General features: G+C 63.3%; 26 protein-coding genes. 17 read left to right on the forward strand and 9 right to left on the reverse strand.

Going from position 1 to position 25,178, the window contains the following annotated elements:
- The first annotated feature begins 22 nt into the window (after positions 1-22).
- Positions 23-208 carry a hypothetical protein gene (locus ABC766_RS24815; RefSeq protein WP_203140158.1) on the forward strand — a complete coding sequence of 62 codons (186 nt, stop codon included), beginning with the start codon at positions 23-25 and terminating at the stop codon, positions 206-208.
- Here the strand turns inward: ABC766_RS24815 and ABC766_RS24820 are convergent.
- Positions 184-1,671 carry a HAMP domain-containing sensor histidine kinase gene (locus tag ABC766_RS24820; RefSeq protein WP_345819733.1) on the reverse strand — a complete coding sequence of 496 codons (1,488 nt, stop codon included), beginning with the start codon at positions 1,669-1,671 and terminating at the stop codon, positions 184-186. The two genes, ABC766_RS24815 and ABC766_RS24820, sit on opposite strands and share 25 nt — an antisense overlap.
- On the reverse strand, positions 1,655-2,335 hold the full coding sequence (locus ABC766_RS24825) for a response regulator transcription factor (RefSeq protein WP_345819734.1): 681 nt from the start codon (positions 2,333-2,335) through the stop codon (positions 1,655-1,657). Before ABC766_RS24825 ends, ABC766_RS24820 begins: the two co-directional genes overlap by 17 nt.
- A gap of 421 nt (positions 2,336-2,756) precedes the next feature.
- Between ABC766_RS24825 and ABC766_RS24830 the strand changes: the two genes are divergently transcribed.
- The 5 genes from ABC766_RS24830 (at position 2,757) to ABC766_RS24850 (ending at position 5,857) form a co-directional block, all read left to right on the forward strand.
- On the forward strand, positions 2,757-3,077 hold the full coding sequence (locus ABC766_RS24830) for a hypothetical protein (protein WP_286964697.1): 321 nt from the start codon (positions 2,757-2,759) through the stop codon (positions 3,075-3,077).
- 66 nt (positions 3,078-3,143) lie between these two features.
- Positions 3,144-3,377 carry a hypothetical protein gene (locus ABC766_RS24835; RefSeq protein WP_203111580.1) on the forward strand — a complete coding sequence of 78 codons (234 nt, stop codon included), beginning with the start codon at positions 3,144-3,146 and terminating at the stop codon, positions 3,375-3,377.
- 112 nt (positions 3,378-3,489) lie between these two features.
- Positions 3,490-4,266 carry a hypothetical protein gene (locus ABC766_RS24840; RefSeq protein WP_427902265.1) on the forward strand — a complete coding sequence of 259 codons (777 nt, stop codon included), beginning with the start codon at positions 3,490-3,492 and terminating at the stop codon, positions 4,264-4,266.
- On the forward strand, positions 4,263-4,988 hold the full coding sequence (locus ABC766_RS24845; protein ID WP_286964695.1) for a phosphatase PAP2 family protein: 726 nt from the start codon (positions 4,263-4,265) through the stop codon (positions 4,986-4,988). Before ABC766_RS24840 ends, ABC766_RS24845 begins: the two co-directional genes overlap by 4 nt.
- A 479-nt stretch (positions 4,989-5,467) precedes the next feature.
- Positions 5,468-5,857, forward strand: coding sequence for a hypothetical protein (locus tag ABC766_RS24850; RefSeq protein WP_286964694.1), 390 nt, complete (start codon positions 5,468-5,470; stop codon positions 5,855-5,857).
- A 38-nt stretch (positions 5,858-5,895) separates the two neighbouring features.
- Here the strand turns inward: ABC766_RS24850 and ABC766_RS24855 are convergent, their stop codons facing one another.
- Both ABC766_RS24855 and ABC766_RS24860 read right to left on the reverse strand, forming a co-directional pair.
- Entirely contained in the window at positions 5,896-6,609 is a 714-nt protein-coding gene (locus tag ABC766_RS24855; RefSeq protein WP_286964693.1) for a hypothetical protein, read from the reverse strand.
- Positions 6,610-7,075: 466 nt separating this feature from the next.
- Positions 7,076-9,643: a TonB-dependent receptor gene (locus ABC766_RS24860; protein WP_286964692.1), complete on the reverse strand. Its 2,568-nt coding sequence runs from the start codon at positions 9,641-9,643 to the stop codon at positions 7,076-7,078.
- A gap of 464 nt (positions 9,644-10,107) precedes the next feature.
- Here ABC766_RS24860 and ABC766_RS24865 point away from each other — a divergent pair, with 464 nt between their 5' ends.
- Positions 10,108-10,251, forward strand: coding sequence for a hypothetical protein (locus tag ABC766_RS24865; protein ID WP_286964691.1), 144 nt, complete (start codon positions 10,108-10,110; stop codon positions 10,249-10,251).
- Positions 10,252-10,343: 92 nt separating this feature from the next.
- Positions 10,344-11,305 (forward strand): IS630 family transposase gene (locus tag ABC766_RS24870; protein WP_427902266.1). Its coding sequence is split into 2 segments (ribosomal slippage): positions 10,344-10,692 and positions 10,692-11,305, totalling 963 coding nucleotides; the frame shifts between segments, so codons are not numbered across the junction.
- Between the two features lie 296 nt (positions 11,306-11,601).
- Here ABC766_RS24870 and ABC766_RS24875 read toward each other — a convergent pair.
- A complete protein-coding gene (locus tag ABC766_RS24875) occupies positions 11,602-12,414 on the reverse strand; it encodes an AAA family ATPase (protein WP_053621440.1) in 813 nt (270 codons plus the stop codon).
- Positions 12,411-13,880, reverse strand: coding sequence for a Mu transposase C-terminal domain-containing protein (locus tag ABC766_RS24880; protein ID WP_161392815.1), 1,470 nt, complete (start codon positions 13,878-13,880; stop codon positions 12,411-12,413). Before ABC766_RS24880 ends, ABC766_RS24875 begins: the two co-directional genes overlap by 4 nt.
- 150 nt (positions 13,881-14,030) lie before the next feature.
- Here ABC766_RS24880 and ABC766_RS24885 point away from each other — a divergent pair, with 150 nt between their 5' ends.
- Positions 14,031-14,615 (forward strand): recombinase family protein, encoded by a 585-nt coding sequence (locus tag ABC766_RS24885; RefSeq protein WP_053621441.1) that lies wholly within the window; start codon positions 14,031-14,033, stop codon positions 14,613-14,615.
- Positions 14,616-14,881: 266 nt separating this feature from the next.
- Here the strand turns inward: ABC766_RS24885 and ABC766_RS24890 are convergent, their stop codons facing one another.
- Positions 14,882-16,342 (reverse strand): M48 family metalloprotease, encoded by a 1,461-nt coding sequence (locus ABC766_RS24890; protein ID WP_059410299.1) that lies wholly within the window; start codon positions 16,340-16,342, stop codon positions 14,882-14,884.
- Between the two features lie 18 nt (positions 16,343-16,360).
- Positions 16,361-16,930, reverse strand: a complete 570-nt coding sequence (locus tag ABC766_RS24895) for a LemA family protein (protein ID WP_059410300.1) — start codon at positions 16,928-16,930, stop codon at positions 16,361-16,363.
- 147 nt (positions 16,931-17,077) lie between these two features.
- Between ABC766_RS24895 and ABC766_RS24900 the strand changes: the two genes are divergently transcribed.
- The 5 genes from ABC766_RS24900 to ABC766_RS24920 all read left to right on the forward strand — a co-directional run bounded on the left by ABC766_RS24900 (position 17,078) and on the right by ABC766_RS24920 (position 20,927).
- Positions 17,078-17,746, forward strand: coding sequence for a PspA/IM30 family protein (locus ABC766_RS24900; RefSeq protein ID WP_059410301.1), 669 nt, complete (start codon positions 17,078-17,080; stop codon positions 17,744-17,746).
- Entirely contained in the window at positions 17,746-18,015 is a 270-nt protein-coding gene (locus tag ABC766_RS24905) for a hypothetical protein (protein WP_143739342.1), read from the forward strand. Before ABC766_RS24900 ends, ABC766_RS24905 begins: the two co-directional genes overlap by 1 nt.
- A gap of 80 nt (positions 18,016-18,095) precedes the next feature.
- Positions 18,096-18,620: a hypothetical protein gene (locus tag ABC766_RS24910; RefSeq protein ID WP_059410302.1), complete on the forward strand. Its 525-nt coding sequence runs from the start codon at positions 18,096-18,098 to the stop codon at positions 18,618-18,620.
- Positions 18,621-19,106: 486 nt separating this feature from the next.
- A protein-coding gene (locus ABC766_RS24915; RefSeq protein WP_089231777.1) for an IS3 family transposase occupies positions 19,107-20,272 on the forward strand; the annotation gives its coding sequence in 2 pieces (ribosomal slippage) (positions 19,107-19,371 and positions 19,371-20,272; 1,167 coding nt in all).
- A 148-nt stretch (positions 20,273-20,420) separates the two neighbouring features.
- Complete coding sequence (locus tag ABC766_RS24920) at positions 20,421-20,927, forward strand: YkgB family protein (RefSeq protein ID WP_043388180.1); 507 nt, start codon at positions 20,421-20,423, stop codon at positions 20,925-20,927.
- A 109-nt stretch (positions 20,928-21,036) separates the two neighbouring features.
- Here the strand turns inward: ABC766_RS24920 and ABC766_RS24925 are convergent, their stop codons facing one another.
- Complete coding sequence (locus ABC766_RS24925) at positions 21,037-22,011, reverse strand: helix-turn-helix domain-containing protein (RefSeq protein WP_043388181.1); 975 nt, start codon at positions 22,009-22,011, stop codon at positions 21,037-21,039.
- Between the two features lie 367 nt (positions 22,012-22,378).
- On the opposite strand from ABC766_RS24925, the gene ABC766_RS24930 reads away from it, so the two are divergent.
- The 3 genes from ABC766_RS24930 (at position 22,379) to ABC766_RS24940 (ending at position 24,779) form a co-directional block, all read left to right on the forward strand.
- The gene (locus ABC766_RS24930) at positions 22,379-22,966 is read left to right on the forward strand and encodes a cytochrome P460 family protein (protein WP_081948857.1); all 588 of its coding nucleotides are present in this window, start codon (positions 22,379-22,381) and stop codon (positions 22,964-22,966) included.
- Between the two features lie 29 nt (positions 22,967-22,995).
- Complete coding sequence (locus ABC766_RS24935) at positions 22,996-23,571, forward strand: cytochrome P460 family protein (RefSeq protein ID WP_081948859.1); 576 nt, start codon at positions 22,996-22,998, stop codon at positions 23,569-23,571.
- A gap of 257 nt (positions 23,572-23,828) precedes the next feature.
- Positions 23,829-24,779, forward strand: coding sequence for an alpha/beta fold hydrolase (locus tag ABC766_RS24940; protein WP_043388182.1), 951 nt, complete (start codon positions 23,829-23,831; stop codon positions 24,777-24,779).
- The last annotated feature ends 399 nt before the right edge of the window (positions 24,780-25,178 follow it).

Raw genomic sequence — 25,178 nt, forward strand, 5'->3', positions numbered from 1 at the left:
CGCTCGAACGCGGAGGTTTTCGATGTCCGTCAGCGCAGCCCATCACAGCGGCCGGGTGACCAATCCTCTGGCCACCCTCTTGTCCTCTCCCGCGCAGGGAACGGCGAAGAAAGCCGACAATGACGCCGACGACGCGGCCGCTGCCAAGCCGACCGCGCCGAAGCTCGCCACGAGCGGTCCGGGTCAGGTCCTCGACCGCAAGGTGTAATGCGTATCGGCAGGATCGAGACCCGTTCGCAAAGCCGGGCAGCCCTCTTTCCCCAGCGGCGTGGCCTCGCGCGGCGCCTGTTCCAGATGCGCAGGAGATGGGAAACACAGGGTCACGCTTAGGCCCGGTATCCCATCGGAGAGCCGGATGTCCGCGCAGTGAAGCTTGGCGATCGCCGCGACGAGGCTCAGTCCCAGCCCGTTGCCCGGCGTCGTGCGGCTCCGCTCCAACCGGTAGAACCGACGCAGCACGTTGTCACGCTCAGAGGCCGGAATGCCGGGCCCGTCATCGGACACCTCCAAGACCGGCCCTGGACCGACAGGGCCAGGGTCCTGGAGGCTGACCCGGACCGCAGTACCCAGCGGCGTGTGAGCGAGCGCGTTCTCGACGAGGTTGGCCAGGAGTTGGACCAGCAGTTCGCGGTCACCATCGACGGTGATGCTCGGTGCGACCGCACAGGTCAGGACACGGCCGCCCTCCTCGACGTCGGGCGCGTAGGCCTCGCACACCGTCTCGACCACCTCGCTCAGATCGACAGGTTGGAACGCCGCGCGCTGACTGCCGGCCTCGATCTGAGAGATGCGCAGGAGCGCTGAGAAGGTGGCGAGCAGGCCGTCCGCCTCCTCGATCGCCCGCTCGACCGCGACCGCGTAGGCTTGGTTTGTCGTCGGATGGGTCCGCGTGTGTTCCAGGTTCTGGCGCAGGCGCGCGAGCGGCGTGCGCAGATCGTGGGCGATGTCATTGGAGACCTGCTGCAGATTGGCCATCAGCTGCACGATGCGGTCGAGCATGGCGTTCAGGCTTGTGGCCAGCCGGTCGAACTCGTCGCCCGCCCCGGTCTGCTCGATCCGTCGTGTCATGTCGCCAGCGACGATAGCTTCGGCGGTCTGAGTCACAGCTTCGACGCGCCACAACACGCCCTTCGTCAGAAGAAAGCCGCCAGCCAGGCCGAGCAGCACGGAGATGCCGAGCACGATCGCGAACGCGTCCGAGACCACGTCCTCGACATCCTCGACGCTGCCGAGGTCATCGGCGACGACGAGGATCGTCCCATCGGACAGGAGCCTGCGCACCAGCAGGAAACTATCGGATCCCGTGAGTCGGGCTTCCGCGACGGAACCCGCCTCGGCGGCCGGGACGGAAGCCGCTGCTCGTGCCACGAGGTGCTCACCGGCGATGCGCTGCCCATCTGCCCCAAGTAGCGCGTAGTGCAAGCGGCTCTCGCCGCTGGCGGTCTGCGCGTCGATGAGCTTGCGGAACGTGTCGCTGCCGTACTGCCGGAATTCGTCGAGGAGCTCGGCCGCCTCACCTTCGACCCGCTGACCGGCCTGGACCTTGAGCGCGCGCGTGACCAGCGCCTCGGCGGTAACGCCGACCGCGGCCACCGAGATCACGAACACCAGGGTATGCAGCAACGCGAAGCGGACTCCGCTGCCGCGCAGCATCTTAAGCCCGCGGCGCACGTAGGCAGTATCCGGAGCCGCGGACCGTCTCGATCAGCTCGCGGTCGAAGCCTCGGTCGACCTTCGAGCGCAACCGGCTGACATGCGTCTCGACGATATTGGTCCTCGGGTCGAAGTGGAATTCCCACACATTCTCGAGCAGCATGGTGCGCGTTACGACCCGGCCAGCATTGCGCATGAGGTATTCGAGCAGCTTGAACTCCCGAGGTTGGATCCCGATCTCGCGGCCCGCGCGGCGGACCTTGCGGCCGATCAGATCCAGCTCCAGGTCCGCCACTTTGAGGACGGTCTCGACCTGCGTGATCGGGCGCCTTCGCCCCAACGCCTGCACCCGCGCCAAGAGCTCGGCGAAGGCGAACGGCTTCGTCAGATAGTCGTCGCCGCCCGCTTCCAGACCCTCGACCCGCTGGCCGACCCCCGACATCGTGGTCAGGAATAGGACCGGAATCTGCACATCGGCGCCCCGCAGCGTCTTGACCACGGCGAGGCCGTCGAGGCCGGGCAGCATGCGATCGACAATCAGCACGTCGTAAGCCTCGCCAGCGGCGAGGAACAGGCCGTCGCGTCCGTTGGCGGCATGATCGACGACGTGGCCGTGCTCCGCCAGCCCCTGGCTCACGTAGCCCGCCGTTTCAGCGTCATCCTCGATCAGAAGGATTTTCACCGGACCTTGGAACCCCCGCGACGTCACTTCCCCGATGACGGATGCTAGCATTCGGCTCCTGCCGGGAGACCATACGGTTTAGTAATATCGACCGCCCGGCCTCGAACCACCATTTCTATACCAATCCGTATAGATCCAGTGATGTCCCTCCAATGCGCGGGCGGTCTTTCTGGCCAAGCGGCGCGATGCAGACATCCCGTTCGAATCAATGCGTGCCGCAGCGGAGATTCTGTGCGGGATCGTCCAGGGTGAAACGCCGCGCATCGAGGCATAGATGTCATTTGATCGACGGGTTCCGGTACGCTCCGTTCACCGAAATTTCGTTCTCGCGATACCCCTGGCCCTCGCGCTCACGGGCCTCGGCGGAGCGGACGCGGCGGTCCGGACGAACGGCGCCAGCTCCGATGCCCCGGCGCTCGACATGCCCGACCTCGTCGGCCCCATCGAGCGGCTCCTGACGAGCCTCGCGAACGCGCTCAATGGCACGTCATCGAGCATCGCCTCGATCAGTCCAGTCATCGTGTCCGGGGAAGCCACCTGTCCACAATCGACGGAGGACCACATCCTCGACTGCGCCGCGGCTGCACAAGTCGTCTGCGCCCGATCGGGCTTCAAGACATCCCTTGAACTGGACACCACGACCCGTTGGATCTGCCGCGGCACGACACTCGCAGCGGCCGGCGGCGCGGGAAGTCCCGGTTGCAGGGTCAAAACCTCTGTCGACCGAGCCCTGTGTTGGTGACGTGCCTGCCATAAACTCGATTGATCTCGGCGCGTCCAATCCCGCGCGAACGCCCTGCGCGACTAGATGGCCGACAGCACCGGCCTCGGCTACAATAGGAGCGTCCTGCTGATCGGCCTCGTTCTCGGCGTTCTCGCCGCCACCTTCTTTCTGACCAACGTCTTGCAGCCGTTGCTGTTTTGGGCAGCCTTCGTGCTGACGCGGCCCTTCGGCGCGACGCTGGTCAATTCCCTCGACAAACCCGCCGTCTCCGGGGGCTCGGGATCAACGACATCACGATCTCTTGGGTGCTGGCCCTGATGATGATCGTCTGCGTCCTCGTCATCCCGCAGCGGGCCGGGCGTCACTTCGAGGAACGCGCGGCCGGCTGAGGATCATCTTCCTTGAGGCGCACAGAAGAGGAACGGGACTGATGCCCGAAAACTGTGAAGCAATGCTCAGTAAGGTTCCGGCAGTGACGCTGGGGTTCTGGATCATCAAGATCCTCGCGACCACCCTGGGCGAGACCGGCGGCGACACCGTCACGATGACGCTGAACTGGGGCTACCTAGCCGGCACCGCGCTGTTCGCCGTCGTGCTGATCGCCCTCGTGATCGCCCAGATCCTGTCGAAGCAGTTCAATCCGACCCTCTACTGGGCGACGATCGTCGCCTCGACCACCTTCGGTACCACGATGGCCGATTTCGCCGATCGCTCGCTCGGGATCGGCTACACGGGTGGCTCGACCCTGCTGCTCGCCTGCCTGGCGGCGGTGCTCGCGCTCTGGTACCGAATAGAAGGCAGCGTTTCGGTGAACACCGTCTCGACCCCGCGGGTCGAGGCATTCTACTGGGCCGCGATCACCTTCTCGCAGACGCTCGGCACCGCGCTCGGCGACTGGCTCGCCGACACCGGTGGGCTCGGTTACGAGGGCGGCGCCCTGGTCTTCGCTGCTGGCCTCGCAGTGGTGGTGGTGCTGTACTATCGGACCCAGGTGACGAGGGTCGGGCTGTTCTGGGCAGCCTTCATCCTCACGCGCCCGCTCGGAGCGACAGTGGGCGACTTCCTCGATAAGCCGGTCGCGCACGGCGGGCTGAACCTCAGCCGTCCGCTGGCCTCGGTGGTGATCGCGGCCTTCATCGTTGCCCTGATCGTGCTGCTGCCGCAACGCGCAGGGCAGCACCCGGGTGCGGAGCCGACGCCATCGTGACAGAGTCGGGCGTGACGGGTCGCTTACGTTCGCCGCCCCATGGTGAGCCGCCGCCCGAGTGGTTCTGGTTGGGCGGGGTCTTCCTGAGCGCAGCCCTGCTCCTGCTGTTCGGCTGGCTGGCCGAGGAGGTCTCGGAGGGCGATACGCAGTCCTTCGACCGGCGGATCATCCTTCTCTTCCGCTGTGCTGGACACCCAGAGAAGCTCCTGGGCCCGCCGTGGCTACCATCGACGCTGCGTGATCTGACGAGCTTCGGCAGCACCGTAATCCTCGGGCTCGTGCTCGTTTTCGTGCTCGGCTACCTCGCCATAGCCCGGAAGCGTAGGGCGATGCTGTTCGTCTTTGCATCCGTCGTGACGGGTCAGACACTCTCGACGGTGTTGAAAATCCTGTTCGAGAGACCCCGTCCCGATCTCATCCCGAACGCGCCGGAGGTGTTTACGGCGAGTTTCCCGAGTGGTCATGCCATGCTCTCGGCCGTCACCTACTTGACCCTCGCCGCGCTGCTGACGCGGATCGAGACCCGACGCGTCATCCAGCACTACTTCATGGCCTCTGGGGTCCTTCTGACCATTCTCGTGGGTGTCAGCCGGGTCATCCTCGGCGTTCATTGGCCGACCGATGTTGCCGCTGGATGGTGTGTGGGGGCCGCCTGGGCGACCATCTGTGCGCTGATAGCCGCTCGGCTTGCCAAGTTGCACGAACTTGAGCGCTTCCCGTAGGATATCAAAACTACGACCATGTTTAGTATACTGGCCGAAAAATTCTATAACCCTCGGCATTTTCTCGCTTATGACAGATCTAAGCAAATTTGATCGAGCGTTCTTATCGAAATAATTCGAATTTATATGATTATTGAACCGCAAAACAACAGTTCCAATATTAATATAGCTTGCATGATACTTAAATCACAAACAGGCGCAGCCCCATCCTGAACATGAATTCGCCCTGATACTCGAACTTTTCATAGATGACGATCACTGAGATCGCGTACATCGCGGAGATCAATTAAACTCTATCGTCTTTCCTGGCCATTCATCGTTTCAGAGATCGATAGGCACTTCGTCGTTCATACCGAAGATGTGATATCCGATGCCGTCTCTAGCTGGAACGGTCGTTTGGCGCACGGCGTTTCCGGCGGCGCTTTCGTCGTGGTCTTTGCGAGGCGGCGGACCGCGCCTTTGGATGAAGGATATCGTCAATGGACAAAACAGTCGCTGGCCTGATCGGGGCCATCACCCTGCTCGGGGCTGCCGATCCGGCGCAGGCCGCGATGCCGGCCCCGACCGGCCTTGAGGCGGCTATGCAGGCCGGAAGTTATGCCGATTTGCTCAAGCCCATTCCCGACGCGGTCGCCCTACTCAAGGAGTCCGACGAGGCTGCGGCGAAGGTCCAACTCCTACAGGCCGCCTCCGAGGGCGAGGCGACCGTCCAGGAGGCACAATACTACTACCACCATCATCACCATCACCACCGGTTCTTCCGGCCCTTCTACCACCATCACCATCACCATCACCACCACCGGTACTTCCGGCGGTACCACCACCATCACCATCATCACCACGGATACTACGTGCCCTACGGGTACTGAGCACATGGCGGCGGGGTGTGAGACATTCCCCCCCTGCCTCACTGGGGGCTCTTCGCGGCGCCCAGGATGCGACGGTAGGTCCCGTCGAACACGGTGTTAGTCGCCGAGGTCCATTGCGTGTCGGCAGAGAGTGTGTGGCGGCTCGCGTAGATGCGCCGGGACTGCAACTCGCGCTCGGCGGCCTCTTCCTCGGACATGGGAACCAATTCGAACTCGGCCTCGGCCGGGACGACCGTGACCTGCATGAAGGGCTCGTCCTTACGGAACACGTGTGTGCGTCCCTCGTCGGGGGCCTTGAACACCATGAAGTACATCATCGGCCACCAGTGCCGCAGCAGCGCCGGCACGGCGACCGGCACGGTTCCAGTCCGGTCGGTGTAGAAGCGCGGATGCGGCTCGGTCTTGATCGCCCAGCCCTCCTCGACCTTCAGGTCGAGGAGGATCTGGTATGTGTAGTAGGCATCGCCGAAGCTCCGGAACGGCGGCCATTGCAGGCCGGGCTCGGGTGGCTCGCCGAAATCACCCTCCAGGATTAGCCTTCCATCGCGCGTGCTGACACACAACTCGGCGTCGTAGGGGTAGAAGAGCTCGATGCCGCCCTTGGCCGCCTCCGAGAACGGGACGCAGTGCCAGGCATATTCCTGCGAGCCGTCCACCCGCGGCTCGGGTTTCCCAGCCCAGCCGGGGATCTCAAGGCGCGTCCGTCGGGGCCGCAGCCCCGGCTCGATCAGCCTAACCTTCACCTGTCGCATACTTGGCCATTCCCTCGCTATCCCCCGTGCAACTCGAAGGTCGAAGAGACGGTTCGGGGTGACGCACCACCTTGTGATTGCTTGGCGGCGTCATGGCGGGACCGAGTCATTCAACGCGGAAGTTCCACGCTCGACTCACGCGCTTCTCGACAGCGCCGACTTGAGAGCGCTTCACCTTTTAAAACAGATTGGCATCACGTGAACCGTCCAAACCGAACCGTCGGCGGCTAGCGGGTCGACCCCCCTGTCCAATCGACTGCTCTGCTCCGATCGCATAAGCCGCGGCTGTCGGCTATTCGATCGTTCTTTGTATGTAATATTTCGAGCTCCTTAGGCTAAACAAACTTGGTTAGCTTCAGAATATGCGCATCTGACCGGGCCTCAGACCGAATCGCCGATCAGCGTCCAGACATAAAAGGAGCTGCACAGGGGCAGCTCCTACAGTCTCCATCATACAGGGTTGAGGTCAGTACTTCCGGATGAGCGGCTCGGGTGCCATCGGCACCGGGTAGGGGCCGAAGCGATACGTCAAGCCAGCATAGATCGACAGCGGCTGCGCCAACGTCGTGGTCCGCGGATCGTTGATCGACAGGTTGCCGGCTACCGCACCCGGCTGCGCGAAGGTACCGAAAGTCGCGTAGGGGTTGTTGGTCAGGTTGGTGATCAGCCCGAAGATCTCCAGGTTCTTGGTCACCTGGTACTTCGTTGTCAGGTTCATCACGTAGTAGGGCGGCAGCTTGCGGTTCAGGTTCGACTCATCGCCGCGGAAGTAAGACGAAGAGAACGCCGACACGTTGAGGCCGAAGCGCCAGTTTGGGGTGATGTTGTACTCAAACCCGGCTTTGATCTGGTGAGCGGGGATCAGCGGGATCTTGTCGCCCTTGCGGACGTTGATCGAGCCGTCGTCATTGGCCAAAGGATTATTCGGCGAGGACAGCGTCTGGTTGAACTGGAAGGTGGCGTCGACCAGCGCGTAGTTCGCGTAGACGAGCAGGTCCGGGGTGACGACGTACTCGCCGCTGACCTCGATGCCTTGCCGACGGGTCGACGGCACGTTGATGAAGTACGCCCGCGCCGCGTTGCCGGCGACGGCGACCTGGTAGATGTCGTTGGTCAGATCGGTGCGGAAGACGCCGGCCTTCCAGGTCAGGTTACCGCCCTGAAGGAAATTCGGGATCACGCCGCGGAAGCCGGCCTCGTAGGTCTGACCCGTGACCTGCTTCAGCGGCGGGTCGGACACCAGCGAATTTGGCAGCAGGCACGGCTGCGTCGGGCTGGCACAGGACAGCTCCAGCGGCGTCGGCGCGCGGTTCGACTCCGAGTAGCTGCCGTAGAGGTTGAAGGCCGGGTCGAACCGATACGTCAGGCCCGCCAGCGGGTTGACCTTGGTGTACTCGTGCGCTCCGGTCACGTCCGGCGCGAAGCCGGTGAGATCGCGCGTCTGAATGCGCGCGTAGTTGAGCCGGAAGCCGGCGGTGAGCGACAGACGGTCGGTGACGTCAAGCGTGTCTGTGGCGTAGAGGCCGAGATACAGGTTCGAGCCCTGAACGGAGCTGGGCGCGATGCCGAGCGCGCCGGCCGTCCGGAGGAAGGGCGTGCCTAGGCCTGGAATGGTGCCGTAGTAGGGGTTGTTCGGGTCGGTGGTGACCGACAGGTTCGGGTTGATCGCGCCCAACGTGCTGGACGACTTGAACGAGTAGTCGGCCGCGTCGACGCTGCCGCCGATCACGAAGGCGTTGCTGAGACCGAAGATTTTGTCGTGATTGGCGGCCTGCAACGAGCCGCCGTAGCCCGTCGCCTCGTTCAGGGTCGTGTCGATCGTGCCGTAGGGGACGCCCGACCGGAACGGGATCGGTTGGCCGTTCAGGCCGATGATGGTGAACTGATTGGCGTAGGCCCGGCGGGCGGCCACTTGGCTGGTCGGGGGCGCATTCACGTTGAACGCGTCATCCTGGAAGCAGAGGAAACCGCGGAAGCTGCCGCGGCTGCTGCAGTTCTCGAAATTGCCCTGGTTGCCGTCCCGATAGCCCTGGCTGAAGCGGCGGAAGTAGGCGTTGCCGGCCAGATCCCAGGTCTGCGAGAGGTCGACCCGGCCGGTCAGCTGGAGCATGCCGACTTCGGTCGTGGTGGTTTGCGGGTTGGTGAAAATCGCCCGCGGATCGACATGCGTGAAGTCCACCGGCGTCGCCGAGGCGGCCCCGAAGAAGCTTCGGGCTGCGTGGCCTGTCAGATGGAACTCGGAGTCTTGCGAGCGGTAGCCGAGATCGGCGTAGAGACGGCCAATCGTGCTCGGGCTCTCGTAGCGCCAACCACGGTCGTTCAGCCCGTCGCCGGTGAAGTAGAAGCTCCAGTTGTCGACGACCTTGCCGTATTCGAGGTAGCCGGCGGTGCGCGCGTCCGAGCCACCGAAGGCGCTGATCTCGGTACCCTGCCAGGTGAAGCCGTTCTTCATCTGGATGTTGACGGCACCGCCGATGGCGTTGAGGCCGAAGACCGGATTGCCGGTGACCACGTCGATACGCTGGATCGCCTGCGGCGGGATCAGGTCGAAATTGACGATGTCGCCGAAGGCCTCGTTGATGCGCGTGCCGTTCTGGTAGACGGCGAGACCCTGGGGCACACCCTGAGCCGACGAGGCGGTGAAGCCGCGATAGGTGATGTCGACTCGGTTGCTGTTACCCTGTGAGTCGGAGATGTTCACGCCGGGCGTCCGGCGGGCGAGCGTGAAGGCTACGCTGTCGGTACCGCGGTCGATGTCGAATTGCTGAGCCGTGACAGTCTCGACGGTGGTGGGGATCTTGTTGAGCAACTGCTCGGAGCCGCGCAGACGGATTGCGCCGGCCGGAACGGGCAGGGTCGGCGCGATTTGAGCGGCGTTGTCGAGGTTCTGAGCCGCACTGGAGGTGCCGCCTCCCGCGCCGACCGGCGAGGTGGAGACGACGCTGATCTCACCAAGCGTGACGGACTGCTGCGCATGAGCGATGCCGGGTAGCAGTGCCACAGACGCGATCAGGCTGCCGCGAAGGGCACGCATATCATTCCCCCAACCCAAGTGCCCGAACACGTGCCGCTTCTCGTCGGCGGCGTCGGCGGCACTCATGCGTGATCGAGGTTTGACCTCAAGACGCAGTCGCCACTTATTCCACCCTCTCAGCAGCCTATGCGCTCAATTTCCCTACACCGTGGCAGCGAAATCACGAAAACGCATGTTGATCAGCGCCTTGCGGGAGCGTGTGGCAGAAATGTTGGGAGGAATTGGCAACACCGGATGCCACAATGCCGATGCGATCGCGGGCTTAGCTCGGCCTCTTCTTTGCGTGTGGACGTCGCCCCTGCCGTGACAGCAAAGTCTCGCTTCCTACAGATCGCCGCACGATCTGGATTGCCGAAAATGATGATGGGCAAAGGTACAGTCCTGGCAGTAGGGACCAGGCCCGCCACGGTCTCGTATGAGCTGCTCTTGGGGGATCGCCCAGCCGTGTCATCGCTCACGGCACTTTGCACGCCCGCTCCTCGGCGCTGGAGCGGCTGGGTCTCAAGCCGGGCGTGATGCTGCGGCTCGCAAACGGTCACCGCATCGGCATATTCATCACGGAGCTGAAGAGCGTCACAGCTTCGTTCAAGGTGGTCGACGAGGTCTGATTGGTAAGCAGCGGACGGCGAAGTTAGAGCGGGGTTCGTCCGATCGGAAGCTGCGCTGGGCGGTTGGGGGTTGACGGGGCAAGGAGGAGGCCATGCCGACAACCTTGTCCGTTGATCTGCGCCAGCGCGTGGCGTCGGCCGTGTCGTCCGGGGCGACCTGCCGGCAAGCCGCCGAGCGCTTCGGCGTGAGCCGGGCCAGCGCCAGCCGTTGGTCGCAGCAGAAGCGGCGCGTGGGCCACGTCGCGCCCAAGCCGCTGGGCGGCGACCAGCGCTCCCGCCACATCGAGGCTCATGCCAACCTCATCCGGCAGACCTACCAGGCCCGCCCACAGGTCCTCCTGCGCGCGTTGCGTGAGGCTCTTCAGGAACGCGGGGTCGCGGTCAGCACCAGCAGTCTGTCGCGCTTCTTCGCCCGGCACCGGATCACGCGTAAAAAGGGGCTCTGCACGCAGCTGAGCAGGAGCGCGAGGACGTAAGAGCGGCGCGTGAGGCTTGGTTCGAGGCGCAGCCCGAGCTCGATCCGGACCGTCTCGTGTTCCTGGACGAGACGGCGGCCAACAGCAGCATGGTCCGCCGCTATGGCTGGGCTCCGCGCGGCGAGCGCTGCCGGATCGCGGCGCCCGCTGGTCATTGGAAGACCACCACCGTCATCGCCGGGCTGAGGACGAGCGGGCCCGAGGCGGTTGCGCTGCTGGACGGGCCCGTGACGGGCGAGCGCTTCCGAACCTACGTGGCCGAGACGCTGGTCCCGACCCTGAGGCCGGGCGACACGCTCATCCTGGACAACCTCGGCGTCCACAAGGTGGCAGGCGTGCGCGAGGCGATCGAGGCAGCCGGAGCCCGGCTCTTGTACCTCCCGCCGTACTCCCCTGAGTTCAACCCGATCGAACAAGCCTTCGCAAAGCTTAAAGCGCTCCTGCGCAGCGCGGCGGCCCGCACGGTCAGAGATCTCTGGGCGGCGATCCACAAAGCCTTCACGCGCTTCTCGCCTGAGGAGTGCCGCAACGACTTCACAGCTGCCGGCTACGAGGACGACGCTTGTGCTTCAAACTGATTGGGCCGCGCTCTAGCCTATTTCGAGGCGATCGCCACGGGAGAGCTCGTGTCGCGGCCACACAGCACGACGACGGGCGGGAGAGGCAGCGCGAAGCTGTCCCTATCCTGGCATTGCTTTGGCGGGCGTGGCACGGGTGAAGGCGACCATCGTCCAGGCACAGGGTCCCTCGCGATAGCCATGCGTCAGACGCCGGGATTGTCGACTGTCGGCTATTCGATCGTTTTCCCGACACTCTGGCGACGCGCATCGCGAGCCTGTGACCTTCAGCGATAAATGGCAGTGTTTTTGGAGCACTATGTGGCACCGATGACGAGGGTGCTCCTCGCGGCCTCGACAACATCGTCCGTGATCACCTTGAGCTCATTGATCTTGAGAATGCGTGCGATCTGCACGAACAGGCGCTGAAGCAGCCGGAAGTTGCCGCCCGTAATCCGCGCGATCGAGGCCACAGCCTGCACATCGGTGAAGTCCGCGTCGTCCAAGGCAAGGCCGAGTTGACGCCAGTGGCGCGTCAGCACGAAGGTGAGTTCGTCGCCCTGTAAGGGACGGTAATGGTGGGCGAACCCGACACGGCTGTAGAGCTGAGGATAGCGCGACAGGCGCTTCTCGATCCCCGGCATGCCGATCAGGATCACGCCGATCCCCGTCCGGTCGAAGACATCGCGCAGGTGCTCCAGGCCCGTGGTCGAGAGTCGCTCGGCTTCGTCCACGATCAGGAGCTCGGTCAACCCGCGCGCAAAGCCCGTTGGCCTCCCTTCCCCGCTCGCATGGTGTTCGCCGAGACAGGCATCCATCCGCACGGTGAGAAAGGTCACCTCGTTGCGCAGCACCCGCAACGAGCAGGCGACCGCCGGAGTGTAGAAGACGCTACAGCTCTGGGCGAGCACGCCATAGATCTTGGCGTCCGACGGCTGTCGCGGTCCCCAGGTGTCGAGGAAGGGCTCGGCCACCTCCCAGCGCGCATAGCGACGTGCCGAGAGTGTCTTGCCGACCCCGGCCGCCCCGTAGCAGAGGCCGATGTAGCGGTGCTTGCGCACCGCATCGGCGAACTCGATGAAGCGGCGATGCTCCTTGGTGGCGATGAAGGCGCCCGATCTGGCGGTCATCCCTCGTCCTCTGCCTGATACACGCGCAGCTTGAGCCGCGGCGGCGAGCGGGCCGGGGCGATCTGACGGTTGAGACGGACGGGATCGGGCAGGAAGTCCGCGACGCGCGCCACGCGCTCGTTGATCGCAGCGCGAAGGCTGCGGCGGTGCAGACGGCGCGCCGCCTCGATGTCCTTGAGGCTGAGAGCTTCTCCAGCGTGCTCCTCGTTCACCGCCCAGCAGAGGAAGCGCTCACGGTGGAACACCCGGATCTCCGACACATCGCGTGGGTCGTAGCGGATCGTGACGGTCTCGCCGACATAGGCTGCCAAGGTCGATGCGACGTACCGCAGGCCCTGGAAGTGAATGCCGTCCCGACGCACGCAGCGTGGCTTGGCGACCATCACCAGCAGGAGGTCGAGCGCCTCCAGGCTCTCGGGCAGGCGGGGCAGGAAACCGTTCGCCCGCCATGCGTCGAGGGGCGCTTGCCCGATCTCGCCGTGCGTGCGCCGATGATAGGCGTCGCGGATGAAGGCGCCGATTGCGCGATCCAGATCCGCCAGTGACAGGGCTGGTGGGCTGACCGGCCCGCCCGCGACGAGGTGGCCGGGCAGCTCGGGGAGGAGTTCGGTGTTGATGGTTCCGAACAGGCGCTCGATCTTACCCCGGCCCTGCGGTCGCGCGACGCCGGAATGAACGATTTGCATGTGCAGGCTCGCAGCCACCTGATCGAGATGGCGGCTCGTGAAGTCGCTTCCGTGGTCGACATAGAGCACGTCCGGGATGCCGCAGACCGGCCAGGCCGCATCGGCCTTGCGCCAGATCGCGTGACGGAGTGCGAGGCTGGTGTTGAGCGCTGAGGGCGCGCCCAGGAACAGCATGGTGCCCGCGATTGCCCGTGAGTGGTCGTCGATCACCGTCGTGAGCCAGGGCCGGACCGGCCTGCCGTCTTCGTCGAGAGCCATGATGTCGAGCAGGGTGTGATCGGCCTGCCAGAGCGCGTTGGGCATGCTCGCCCGATGTCGGCAGATCAGCTCGTAGCGGTCCCGAAAGACGGTCGGTCCGTCCAGGGCCAGGGTGACCATGGCCGGGTCGAGGCGGGAGAGGATGGCCCAGGTCGTACCGTAGGAAGGCGGGGGCCACCCCTTCGCCTCGGCGACGGCCGTAATCCTGCGATGGATGGCGGCGGCCGAGGATCGCGGTTTTCTCAGGCCCATCCCCTCGATCAGGCTGACCAGGTCGGCGGGCAAGCGGTAACGGCCGACATCGCAACGGACGGCACGGGCCAGGCCCGCCAGTCCGTCGCGTCGAAATCGTGTCAGCCAGCGCCGGGCCGTTCGCAGCGGCACGTCGGCGTCCGCGGCGGCCCGGGTCAGAGGCACGCCCTCCTCCAGGGTCGGCCGGAGCACGGCAAAGCGGGCCATGGCGCGCTGGCGTTGAGGCTCGGTCAGTTCCACGAGGGATGCTGCGGCTGTGTCGCTCCGCATGAGGCCGTCCCTGACCCGCACGTCACAGGACGAGGCCTGTCCGGAACCGACCGGTTCTGGACAAGGTCACGCGACCTGTTCACAAACTAGCTTCTTCGAGTTCCGGACAGGTGTCTAGTTCCGGTCATGGTTTTCGGACGAATTCGCCTCATGCCGCGCACCTTCGCCTATCTCCGCGTCTCCACTCCTGGTCAGACCACGGACAACCAACTTACCGAGATCCAAGCGGCCGGGTTCACCATCGAACCGCGCCGCCTCGTGACCGAGACCGTGTCGGGCTCCATCGCGGCCAGCCAGCGCCGCGGCTTCGCGCGCCTGCTCGACCGGCTGGAGGCGGGCGATGTTCTCGTGGTGACCAAGCTCGACCGGCTCGGGCGCAACGCCATGGACGTGGGCGCCACCGTCGCCAAGCTCGAGGAGTTCGGGGTGCGGGTTCACTGCCTGGCGCTGGGTGGGGTCGACCTGACGAGTTCGACGGGCAAGCTGACGATGAACGTGATCAACGCCGTCGCGGAGTTCGAGCGCGATCTCCTGATTGAGCGCACCCAGGCTGGCTTGAGCCGGGCGCGGGCGGAAGGCAGGCGGCTCGGCCGGCCGGCCAGTCTCACGGGCGAGCAGCGCGAGGCGGTGACGCGCCAGATCGGGGACGGCGCGAGCGTGTCGGCCCTGGCGCGGACCTTCAAAACCAGCCGGCAGACTATTCTGAGGATCAGGGACGCGACCGCACCTGCCTGATCGCATCGGCGTCCCCGGCGCACCGGCGGGTGTGTCACCAAGCTCTGAAGTAAACGCGCCACTTATCGCTGAAGGTCACAACCGAGCATGCGTGGTCAGTGATCGTCGGGAAAACGTTCGTTTTTTGTACATAACGGTCGAAACAGCTGAATGACCGCTCCGGGTGGTTTCCTGCCTGTCCGCTTACGAGGACCGACGCAACCAAACCGGACCTGCAAACAGATCGTGCTGTTTGGCTGGTCGTGCGCTCGACCGTGCTGGATGAGTTAACGACCAACTTCTTTGTTCCGAATGATCTTAGTCGATGCAAAGGTGCCATCCGGTGCGTCGGCCATCATAGTCAACATCGCGCCAAACGGCCCAGCATGCTCGCTTTGTACGGAGAGGAACGCGCTCAACTCTTTCGGATCGCACTTTCGAGCCAGATGTGGAACGTTAGCCATTGAGGCGATCGCCCCAATATTGCAGGCCATACCCTTGGCTGCAGCCGCGAGGAACACGTTGAAGGGCTGCGGATCGAAGATCTCGATCAATACGGCTGGGCGGTCGAGGCGCTTGGCGTTGCAACACAGGATTGCTGCCACCGCCAAGATGACGCCGTAGCTCATGTTGCGGGTCAGGCCGAGCCAATTCCTTGTGTCGTCGGTGGCAACGCGACGGAGGGCGCTCATCGCTCGGAACGCCTCGCGCCGGCCGGGGCTGACAAATGCGTCGCACAGATGGTCGGCCGGTCGGCGCAGTGCATCCGGGCGCGTGTCGCGCCGCGCAGGTGCAATGAGTGCCATCGACCCGGTCATCGCGATGATCGCATTCACGCGCTCATCCATCCTCGGGTGTGTCGCCAGTCCGCCCTCGGCCGCGCCGTCGATCATCATCGCGTCTTGACCGGACGGAAGCCCAGCAATCGCGCTGTGGCCGTGCACCTTCCGCAAGGCCGAGATGAGGGCGGCCGGGTTTTGCGTAGCCTCCACGGCGACTGCGTCGGCGATAAACTCCCGGGATGAGGAGATCAGAAGCCGAACGAGCCGGCCCGCCTTCAGCGCCGACTGGGCGACGAAGCTGACGATCAGCACGAACACGAGGATCGGCGGAAACCACAACGTCAGGATCGGGAGACCCACGAGTTCCTTAAGCGGAGTGGTTTCCTTCATCCGCGGCGTAATCAACAGATCGAGCAGGCGCAGGCACACGTTGGCGGCCGCCATCAGGCGGATGTCGCCATTGCGGATGTGCGCGAGTTCGTGCGCGACCACTCCCGCCAGTTCGTCGTCGTCGAGACCATCGATGAGCCCACGGGTCACCACGACGACCGCGTCCTTGCGTCGGATGCCGCAGGCGAACGCATTCAGCGCACTTGAACGGATCACGCCGACATAAGGTACCGGCAATCCCATACTGAGCGCCAGCGGTTCGACGATGCGGCACAGGCGCGGCTCGTCCTGCTCGTCGACGAACGTGAACGCCATGACCCTGCGCACTGCGTGAACGTGCCAGAGCAGTAGCGCAACGAACAGGATGATGCCGGCGAGCGTCACCAGAACCAGGTAGCGGCTCGCGTAGCCGACCCAGGTGAAGACCGGCGCATGCTCTGGATCGAGGGCGGCAAGCGGCAAGTAGAGCGCTAGTACGGCTCCAACATGGAAAGCGGCGAGAAAGCCGGCGAACAGGACCAGCGAACGCCGGTCATTCGCGGCGATCCAGCCGAACAGGCCGTTGACGCGCAGCATATGGATCTCGCAGGCAAGTCAGAACTTGAAGGCGACAGGTTCGTCGATGAGGACGCGCTCGATGCCAAGGTCGAATGGCTTGCGCAGCTGCATCTTCCAGAGCCGCGCGATGAGGCTGCCGGGGAACTGACGCAGCGTCGCCCCATACTCGCCGACAGAGAGGTTGTAGAAGCGGCGCGACGCCGTGATGCGGTTCTCGGCGGCGACAAACTCGTCGCGCAGCGCCGTGAAGTGGCTCGATGCCTTCAACTCGGGATAGCGCTCGGCCGCCCCGATCAGGGCATTGATGGTCTGTGTTAGGTTCTTCTCAGCCTCAAGGCGTGCCTCGGGCTGGATCGCCGCGAGGGCGGCGGTGCGGGCCTGGATGACGCTGAGCAGGACATCGTGCTCGTGCTTGGCATAGCCTCTGACCGTCTCGACCAGCCCGGGGATCAGGTTCTGCCGGTGCTTGAGGTGCGCATCGATGTCGGCGAAAGCCGTCTCGCAACGCTGATCAAGCGCCACGAGCCGGTTCCGTGTCGCTACGACGATGTAGAACGGAGCGGCGGCCAGCGCGATGGCCAGCAGGACGAGACTGGTATCAATCATAAGGGCAAGCCTCTCCCCAACACACGTGCCAGGATAGAGGCGCCGGGTATAGAAACTGTTTATCTCACCGATAATTACTGTTCGGTATTAATTTAAATTCAATGGGCGACAGGCGATCCTGCTTCATGGATGCTGTTGAGGTGAGCCATGTCTGAATCCATCTTTTCACGGATATCGCGGATTTTATCGGCCTCTGTCGAGGACGCGATCGACAGGCTGGAAGCCGCAGGTGGCCCGGCTGTGATGCGCGAAGCCGTCCGTGAAGCGGAGCGGGCCATCGATCAGGCGAAGGCGGAACTCGAAAGCATCACGGTGCGTCGGCTGCAGGCAGCGCGCCAGCAACAGCTGCTCGCGAAACGCATCGAGGATCTGGGTGGTAAAGCCGCCTTCGCCGTCGATGAGGGCCGAGAGGATCTCGCCGAGGCGGCCCTGTCCCGGCAGATCGACTTTGAGACCCAAGCCAGGGCGCTCGATGATGTGCAGGCGCAGGTTCGGGTTGAGGAGGCAGAACTGGAGGCCGGCCTCGCGGCACTGGTGGCGCGCAAGGGGCAGATGGAGGAAGCGCTTGCCGCCTTCGAGGTCTCCAAAGGCGAGGCGGGGAATGGCTCCGGTTCCATGCGTCGTGAACACACGCCCGGTCAGCGGCTCGACGTTGCGGAGAAGGCGTTCGAGCGCGCCATGAAGGGTGTGGGCGGCGTCGGCTTCACACCGGCTGAAGCAGGGACGATCCACCGGGTTGCGGAGATCGACGCATTGCAGAAGAGCGCGGCCGTCGCCCAGCGGCTGGCTGCGCTCAAGGCAGGGCGGGCAGCCTGATGATCCGCAAGCCGACCGAAGTCTGGGGACGCGAGAGCGCAGTCGTCACCGGGGCACGATCCGCGGCCGTCGCCGGTGCTGCGGCGGCCAGAGCTGGCACGTACTATATGCGCGGCCTGATCTGCTGGAGTTTTGCCCTGCTTTGGGGCTTCGCGGCGCTAGCCGGCGGCCTCCTCGCTGGCAGCCTGCCGACGTTGCTCGGCGTCGGCGCCATGGCAGCCTTCATGGCTTGGTCCGGCAAACGGTTGTTCGCTAAAGCGCGGGGCTAACGTCCCGTCCTCGCTGAAATGTTTAAGTCCCGCTTACGCACCACAGCTGCACGCATCGCACAGCTATCGGAGGCAGACAGATGGTTCGGACCCTCCTGTTCCTTGCCGCCCTAACGTTCACGCTCGTAGGTCCTCTGGTGTACGCAGGACCACAGCTCGCGAGCGATCTGCAAGTCGGCGGACGCTGGGTACTGGTCGACGACCTGGCGATCAAGGAGTCGAAATGCACGCGCTGGTACTATCTCGTGTCGACGTGCCACATCGAGTACGTTGCTCGACGTGATCCAAGCCGCGTCGGCGGGACGCTCAACTATCTCGTGTTTGGCAGTTGGTCCGGTGAACGTGCACGCCTGCTGCGCGCGACCATGGATCCTAGTCGGATCGGGACCACGCTCGGGATAGAGCACATGCAGCAGCGGATCATCTCGTTTGGCGCTTTTGTGTTGATGCTGACCGCCTTCCTGCTGACGATCATCCGATCCGGCTTTTCAATCTCGCGGACAAGCAAGCCTCCTGTAGCCGACCTGAAGGTTGAGGAGCCTGCGCTGGCCACTGGCGTCCGAGCCTTTGGCCGAAGGCAGGACGGACGTGCCAAGCTAACGTGATTGCAAGCCCCTGCGACAAGCTGAGGAGAGCAGGCTCGGGTGAAGCCTCTTGGGTCCGAACCGTAGATCCGACGGTTTGAAGGTGGAGTCAGCCACGACTCGTCGTGCTGAAGTGGGTCGCTATAGGGATCCTACTGGTTGGTCGGCCCATAAAATTGCAGAGCGTAAGGCCTGAGTCGATCTAACATTGACGCACCACGAAGGATGCTCCCGCCACCTGATCGCTCGAAATCTGCTATTCTGCATTCGAGCAATCGCAGTCATCCGCGGCCATAGATTCCGAAGTCCGCTTTTAGCCGGATGAAGCACGAGCCTGGGTGACCGGTTTGGGTCGGCAGCGGATCCTTAAGGGCCGATCCGCACGTCCCCGAAGGTCTCACGGACGCGATCCAGAATGCCCACGTCTTCCGTCTCGACCTCACACTGATCCGCCCCCAATGAAGTGGTCCGCCCTTTGGTATGGCTTTGAGCCTGGAGGACGGATCGATGTCGAGGAAGCGACCCAAGCCTGAGGAGATCGTCGCCAAGCTGCGGCAGGCGGACGTGCTGGTCGGGCAAGGCCAGAGCGTGGCGGAGGCGATCCGCGCGATCGGCGTGAGTGAGGTGACCTACTACCGCTGGCGGCGTGAGTACGGCGGCCTGAAGTCGGATCAGGTCCGGCGGATGAAGGATCTGGAGACGGAGAACCAGCGGCTCAGAAAAGCCATCGCCGATCTCACCCTGGACAAGCTGATCCTGCAGGAAGCCGCCCGGGGAAACTGACCAGCCCCGCGCGCCGACGCGCCTGCATCGAGCATGTCCGGACCGTGCTGAAGGTCTCCGAGCGTCGGGCCTGCAAGGCACTCGGGCAGCATCGCTCGACACAGCGCAAGGCGCCGCGGGGCAAAGATGACGAGGCGGCGCTCGTCGCCGAGCTGATCGAATTTGCCCGTAGCTACGGGCGCTACGGCTATCGGAAGGTCGCCGCCCTACTGCGGGCGGACGGCTGGCTGGTCAACGACAAGCGGGTCGAGCGCCTATGGCGGCAGGAGGGGCTGAAGGTCCCGGCCCGCCAGCCCAAGCGCGCACGGCTGTGGGACGGGGATGGTTCCTGTATCCGGCTGCGCCCGGAGCACCGCAATCACGTCTGGTCCTACGACTTCGTCGAGACGCGCACCCACGACGGGCGCAAGTTCCGGATGCTCAACGTCCTCGACGAGTTCAGCCGCGAGTGCCTGGCCATCCGAGTGGATCGCAAGCTCAAGGCGGCCGACGTGATCGATGTGCTGTCCGACCTGTTCATCCTGCGCGGCGTGCCGGCGCACATTCGGTCAGACAATGGTCCGGAGTTCATCGCCAAGTCGGTGCAGTCCTGGATTGCGGCCGTTGGCGCAAGGACGGCCTACATCACCCCTGGTTCGCCGTGGGAGAACGGATATGTCGAGAGCTTCAACGCACAGATACGCAACGAGCTGCTGAATGGCGAGATTTTTTACACGCTCAAGGAGGCGCAGATCATGATCGAGGGCTGGCGACGGCACTACAATACGGTTCGGCCGCATGGCGCATTGGGCTACCGGCCGCCAGCGCCAGAGGTGTTCGTGCCAGCTATAGCCGCTAGGCCGGCTGCACCGGCCAAGCTCGCCGTGGTCCAGCGACCAACCCTGCACTAACTTTGACCTTGGACCACCTCGTGGGGGCCGATCAGCCTAGTCACTCCATCACCCCTCCACCTGTCGAACAGGTCCGACCGACGACAGCAATCGCGCGCTGCGTTCCCGCACACCTGTCTCGTGCAACATGACCCGAAAGGATTTCGCCATGACTACCACCACTCCGCATCAGTCCTGGTTCGTGACCGCCGAAGGCCCCGCCGGATTGAGATCCAGTCTCTCGCCGCTGCGCTGGTCGCTGGTCGTCATCTTTCTCTGGTTCGGCTTCATGAAGTTCACGGCCTATGAGGCTGGCGGGATTGCCCCGTTCGTGGCGAATAGCCCCATCATGGGCTGGTTGCACGACGTCTTCGGCATTCAGGGAACAAGCCGTGTGATCGGCATCTTGGAGCTGTCGACCGCGATCGCGCTCGCAGTCGGCGCCTTCGTTCCAGTGGTTTCGGCCCTGGGTGCCGCGATGTCGATCACGACGTACCTGATAACACTGACGTTCTTTGTGACCACCCCCGGCGTGGCCGAGCACACCGCCGGTGGATTTCCCGCAATCTCCGCGATGCCCGGACAGTTCCTCCTCAAGGATCTCGTCCTGCTGGCGGCGTCGATAACGCTGCTGCTGGCATCCGTGCGACGGCCCGACGGTCGGCCGCGCGGCTGACGTCACGATCTCGATCCACCTTACGATCGTCGGATCGGTGAAACGACAGACGATAGGGGGCAGCCTCGCTACGGTTGCCCCCGCACAGATCTACTGTCCAACCCCGATCTTATGGATCGGGGTTGTAAACTTCGCCTTCTTGTATCGCCTTTCGATTTCGATACTCGCTCGGATCGATCAGGTACGTCTTCTTGAAGGCTCTCGAGAAGCTGCTGCGGTTCCGATACCCGACAGCTTGAGCGATCTGATCGATCGGCAGTACGTTCGTGGACAGAAGTGCCGCCGCGTGTCGTATGCGCAGCTGCCTGAGCGTCGACATCGGCGAAGTGCCGAAGGCCTTGGTGAAGCGAGCCAGGAAGGCGGATCTGCTCAGACCGGCGACATGGGCGAGGGACGATACGGTATGGTCCGCCGCTGGTCGCGCGGCCATTTCGGAGAAGGCCCGCGAGATCTGCGGATCGCTGAGCAACGAGAACCGCTCCGCCCAAACTTGCTGCGAGACGAGCGATCTCCGGAATATCGCAATGAGAACAAGCTTGAGCAGGCCTGCGGCCATTGCTCCGGTGCCGACCTCCTGTGCGGCGAGCTCGTCGACCGCCTCACGAAATTTGTGGTCGATTTGATCGATTTCGTCGAAGTATTCGACGATGGGCACCCGAAGCGTGTCGAAGACGTCGATCGATGTGCCATACAGCGCCCGAAAGTAACCGCAGACGAGGACGAGGTGGGCCGCACTCGGGCCGGCTGTGAAGCGTCGGACCGATCCGGGCGCCGAACTCAGAGGCCCCCGGTTGACGGTTCGCATGGGTAATGCGCCGGGGGTTTCGAGGGCGAACGCCGTGTGCCTCGGAAGAATGACGAGGGTGTGCGGCCGAAGATCGATGGGCGCACTCCTGCTCGTGATGAGCGTGCCTCGACCGGCTATGTTGTAATGGATGCTCGGTGCATCGGTGCCGGCCAACTCGAGGCGCCAGCCGGATGCGACGAGGCACTCCACCAACTTGACGAAGCTCACTTCAAGTACGTCGATGGCCGCATCGACGGTGTGTCGTGAAATCGTAGCTGGCACAATAGGAACTTTCAATTCTCCGTACCTAGATCAGGTGCAGCTCGTGTGCGTGAACACAGGTCCGTGTCAAGCAATCGATGGTCAATTCGTCGCCCCGTTCACAGGACAGGTGGGATGTGCGGTCCTATCGACATCCGAAGCAACCTCGGCGGCTTCGCCGTGGCTACAGGAAACCTCGTGATGTGCGATCAGGGCGCGCCCATGTGGGATGCTCGCGGTCCGCCATCAACCCTCGTCGCAACGGTGACGACAGAGGTGCGAGACGTTCTGCAACCAATTCCGGACCTTCGGCACGCTCCATTTCGGTAGGCTCGCAGATGGGCGCTCAATCGCACGCTACGTTGCGGCGCCTCAAGGCGGTTGAGAGAGGGGATGACGTTCGATGTCCAGGTTTGCATTCCTCCGGGTTGCTGCTGCATCGGTGGCGGTGTCAGGATTAATGTCGAATCCGAGCCCATCGATTGCGCAACAATCGAGCTGCTACAAAGCGGAGTACACGTCGGATGGGGAGCTGGTCCTTCCGAAGCACTTCGAGCGATGGATCTATGTCGGCTCGCCTCTTACACCGAATGCACTCAATAACGGGCACGCCGGCTTCCCAGAGTATCACAACGTCTACATCGAGCCGTGCTCCTACGATGAATATAAGAGGACCGGAAGTTTTCCGGAGGGCACCATCCTCTTCAAGGAACTTCAGTTGACTCTACCTAAAGAAGAGGCCGACGGGTCGCGCGTCGAGCCATCTGGGCGTGGCTTTTTTCCGGGCAAGCTCAACGGAGCCGACGTGACGGTCAAAGACACAGCGCGGTATACCTCGACCGGCGGATGGGGTTACTTCAACTTCAATCACCACGAGCCGAAAGCGGCAACTGCAACGGTGCGCCCGAAAAGCGAATGCGCCTACTGCCACATGGCCTCAGCAAAGAAAGATGAAGTCTGGACACAGTTCTATCCGCGATTGGACGATTAGTTAGATCGTATACTGTGTGGAGATACGATATGTATCGTCGCTATCTGCTCCATGTCTCTGGCGCATTGACGCTGCTGGCCACGTCGGCGGGATTGCTGAGTCAGCCTTCCGCTCAGCCGATAGACCAAAAGAAGCCGCAGCTTGTGGATGAATCCGGCAATATCCGCGTGCCGAGCGACTACCGGGAACGCTACCGGTTCCTCGGTTCCTGGGCGGTCGCATCGGAGAATGGCCGGGGTTCGAAGGAGATGCACGTGGTCTACGCATCACCCGGTGCTGCGCAGACCTATCGCAACGAGGGTTCGTTTCCAGACGGCGCTACCCTGGTCAAAGAAGTTTATGAAACCAGCACCGGTGAATTTACGACCGGGACGGTAAGTCGTGCGGATCATCTCAAAGGTTGGTTCGTCATGGTGCGCGACGCCGGAAATACTCACCAAGACAACCCACTTTGGGGCGAAGGTTGGGGCTGGTCGTGGTTCGATGCGGGTCAGCCCGACAAAGCCACGACAGTCAGCTATCGAGACGAATGTTTAGGGTGTCACGTTCCTGCTCGATCGACGAACTGGATCTATGTCGACGGATACCCATCATTGAGAAAATGATGCGCGGCAGCTTCCGGAGTGACAGGCAGGGTTTACAGAGACCCGGTTTGGCTCGGTGAACCTTGAAGCGGCGTGTGGTGCCTGCGGCCGCTCCGCCGAGCCTTGTGGTTGGCTCGATCGGACAGGCACGCGGGCATCGAGCGGTTCCAGCCAGGACTTCGCACGCCCGCTCCGAAAGGCTGCGTGCGTCATGACGGATATCGCTCGACGCACAGCATCCGCGGCTGAGAAGCCACCCGTACTCGAGAGGTACAACGATGTTCAGAGCGCTTGCACCCCTTCTCGCGACAACGGCGCTGATTGCTTCTCCAACTGCGTCGGCCGAGACGGCCTCAATGACATCCGTCGACACAACCTATCGTACGGTTGCGGTCGACGGCGTTACAATCTTCTATCGAGAAGCCGGCCCGAAGGACGCTCCGACAATCCTTCTGCTTCACGGCTTTCCATCATCTTCGGCCATGTTCGAGACGCTGATCCCTCGTCTCGCAGACCGCTTCCATCTGGTGGCACCCGATTATCCGGGCTTCGGCCTGAGCGAGGCGCCACCGCCGGAGCGATATGCCTACACGTTCGACCATGTCGCCGGCACGATCGACCAGTTTGCGGAAAAGATCGGCCTGAACCGGTACAGCCTCTTCCTTCAGGATTATGGCGGCCCCATAGGCATGAGGCTGGCTCTTGCACATCCCGAACGTGTGCAGGCGCTGATCATCCAGAATGCTGTCTCTCATGAGGATGGGCTTGGACCGCTCTGGGCAACCCGTCGGGCATTCTGGCACGACCGCGCCTCCCATGAGGACGCGGTGATCGATAGCTTCCTCTCCCTGGAGACGACGAAGCAGCGTCATCTCGGAACCAGCCCGCATCCAAAGCGATACGACCCGCATCTGTGGCTCGACGAGTTCGCCCATCTGTCCCGGCCAGGTCAACGACAGATCCAGTCCGATCTGTTTTATGACTATCGTACCAACGTCGCCTCCTATCCGATGTGGCAGACTTGGCTCCGGCAGAAGCGGCCTCCAACCCTCGTCGTCTGGGGGCGATACGATCCGTCCTTCGCGATCGGCGGTGCCGAAGCCTACAGGAAAGACCTTCCGGACGCAGAAATCCACATTCTCGATGCGGGACACTTCGCGCTTGATGAGCGCGTCGACGAGATTGCAGCGTTAGTCCGAAACTTCATGGCCAAGCAAAACCTCGATTGAAATGGCGAGGCTTGACTGCAAGGCCGTCATCGCAGTTTCGATTTGATAATGAGCATTGCGCGAGCGACTCTCTTTTCGTGATTCCCAGGTCTTGCGTCTGTTTGCATTGCGCGAGAGAATTACCCAGAAGGTGGGTGGCCTTATCGATGTCTGTTGCGGACACTCGCAGTTCTGTCACTCCGTCGATCTGTCGTCTCCGCTGCCGGTCGCAGTGATATGTACTCTATTCGATGTGTCCGAAGCAGACGAGTCGCAGCTTCCACGTAGCCGATGAGGTATCCATAAAGCCTGTATCTCGATGAGGCTTCCATCTGAGACTAGCTGGTCACGCACCTGAGCCGAAACACCAGCGCGTTCGGGATCGTTCAGTCCAAAATAGCAGCAATCGACGTGCACGCT

The organism is Methylobacterium fujisawaense, assembly GCF_039619325.1.
GTDB classification, from domain to species: Bacteria; Pseudomonadota; Alphaproteobacteria; order Rhizobiales; family Beijerinckiaceae; genus Methylobacterium; species Methylobacterium fujisawaense.

Bases quoted from the DNA above. Each gene is read 5' to 3' on its own strand.
- ABC766_RS24815 (WP_203140158.1), top strand. From the start codon at position 23: ATGTCCGTCAGCGCAGCCCATCACAGCGGCCGGGTGACCAATCCTCTG.
- ABC766_RS24830 (WP_286964697.1), top strand. From the start codon at position 2,757: ATGCCCGACCTCGTCGGCCCCATCGAGCGGCTCCTGACGAGCCTCGCG.
- ABC766_RS24835 (WP_203111580.1), top strand. From the start codon at position 3,144: ATGGCCGACAGCACCGGCCTCGGCTACAATAGGAGCGTCCTGCTGATC.
- ABC766_RS24840 (WP_427902265.1), top strand. From the start codon at position 3,490: ATGCCCGAAAACTGTGAAGCAATGCTCAGTAAGGTTCCGGCAGTGACG.
- ABC766_RS24850 (WP_286964694.1), top strand. From the start codon at position 5,468: ATGGACAAAACAGTCGCTGGCCTGATCGGGGCCATCACCCTGCTCGGG.
- ABC766_RS24855 (WP_286964693.1), bottom strand. From the start codon at position 6,609: ATGCGACAGGTGAAGGTTAGGCTGATCGAGCCGGGGCTGCGGCCCCGA.
- ABC766_RS24860 (WP_286964692.1), bottom strand. From the start codon at position 9,643: ATGCGTGCCCTTCGCGGCAGCCTGATCGCGTCTGTGGCACTGCTACCC.
- ABC766_RS24875 (WP_053621440.1), bottom strand. From the start codon at position 12,414: ATGACCGCCAGATCGGGCGCCTTCATCGCCACCAAGGAGCATCGCCGC.
- ABC766_RS24880 (WP_161392815.1), bottom strand. From the start codon at position 13,880: ATGCGGAGCGACACAGCCGCAGCATCCCTCGTGGAACTGACCGAGCCT.
- ABC766_RS24885 (WP_053621441.1), top strand. From the start codon at position 14,031: ATGCCGCGCACCTTCGCCTATCTCCGCGTCTCCACTCCTGGTCAGACC.
- ABC766_RS24890 (WP_059410299.1), bottom strand. From the start codon at position 16,342: ATGCTGCGCGTCAACGGCCTGTTCGGCTGGATCGCCGCGAATGACCGG.
- ABC766_RS24895 (WP_059410300.1), bottom strand. From the start codon at position 16,930: ATGATTGATACCAGTCTCGTCCTGCTGGCCATCGCGCTGGCCGCCGCT.
- ABC766_RS24900 (WP_059410301.1), top strand. From the start codon at position 17,078: ATGTCTGAATCCATCTTTTCACGGATATCGCGGATTTTATCGGCCTCT.
- ABC766_RS24905 (WP_143739342.1), top strand. From the start codon at position 17,746: ATGATCCGCAAGCCGACCGAAGTCTGGGGACGCGAGAGCGCAGTCGTC.
- ABC766_RS24910 (WP_059410302.1), top strand. From the start codon at position 18,096: ATGGTTCGGACCCTCCTGTTCCTTGCCGCCCTAACGTTCACGCTCGTA.
- ABC766_RS24920 (WP_043388180.1), top strand. From the start codon at position 20,421: ATGACTACCACCACTCCGCATCAGTCCTGGTTCGTGACCGCCGAAGGC.
- ABC766_RS24930 (WP_081948857.1), top strand. From the start codon at position 22,379: ATGTCCAGGTTTGCATTCCTCCGGGTTGCTGCTGCATCGGTGGCGGTG.
- ABC766_RS24935 (WP_081948859.1), top strand. From the start codon at position 22,996: ATGTATCGTCGCTATCTGCTCCATGTCTCTGGCGCATTGACGCTGCTG.
- ABC766_RS24940 (WP_043388182.1), top strand. From the start codon at position 23,829: ATGTTCAGAGCGCTTGCACCCCTTCTCGCGACAACGGCGCTGATTGCT.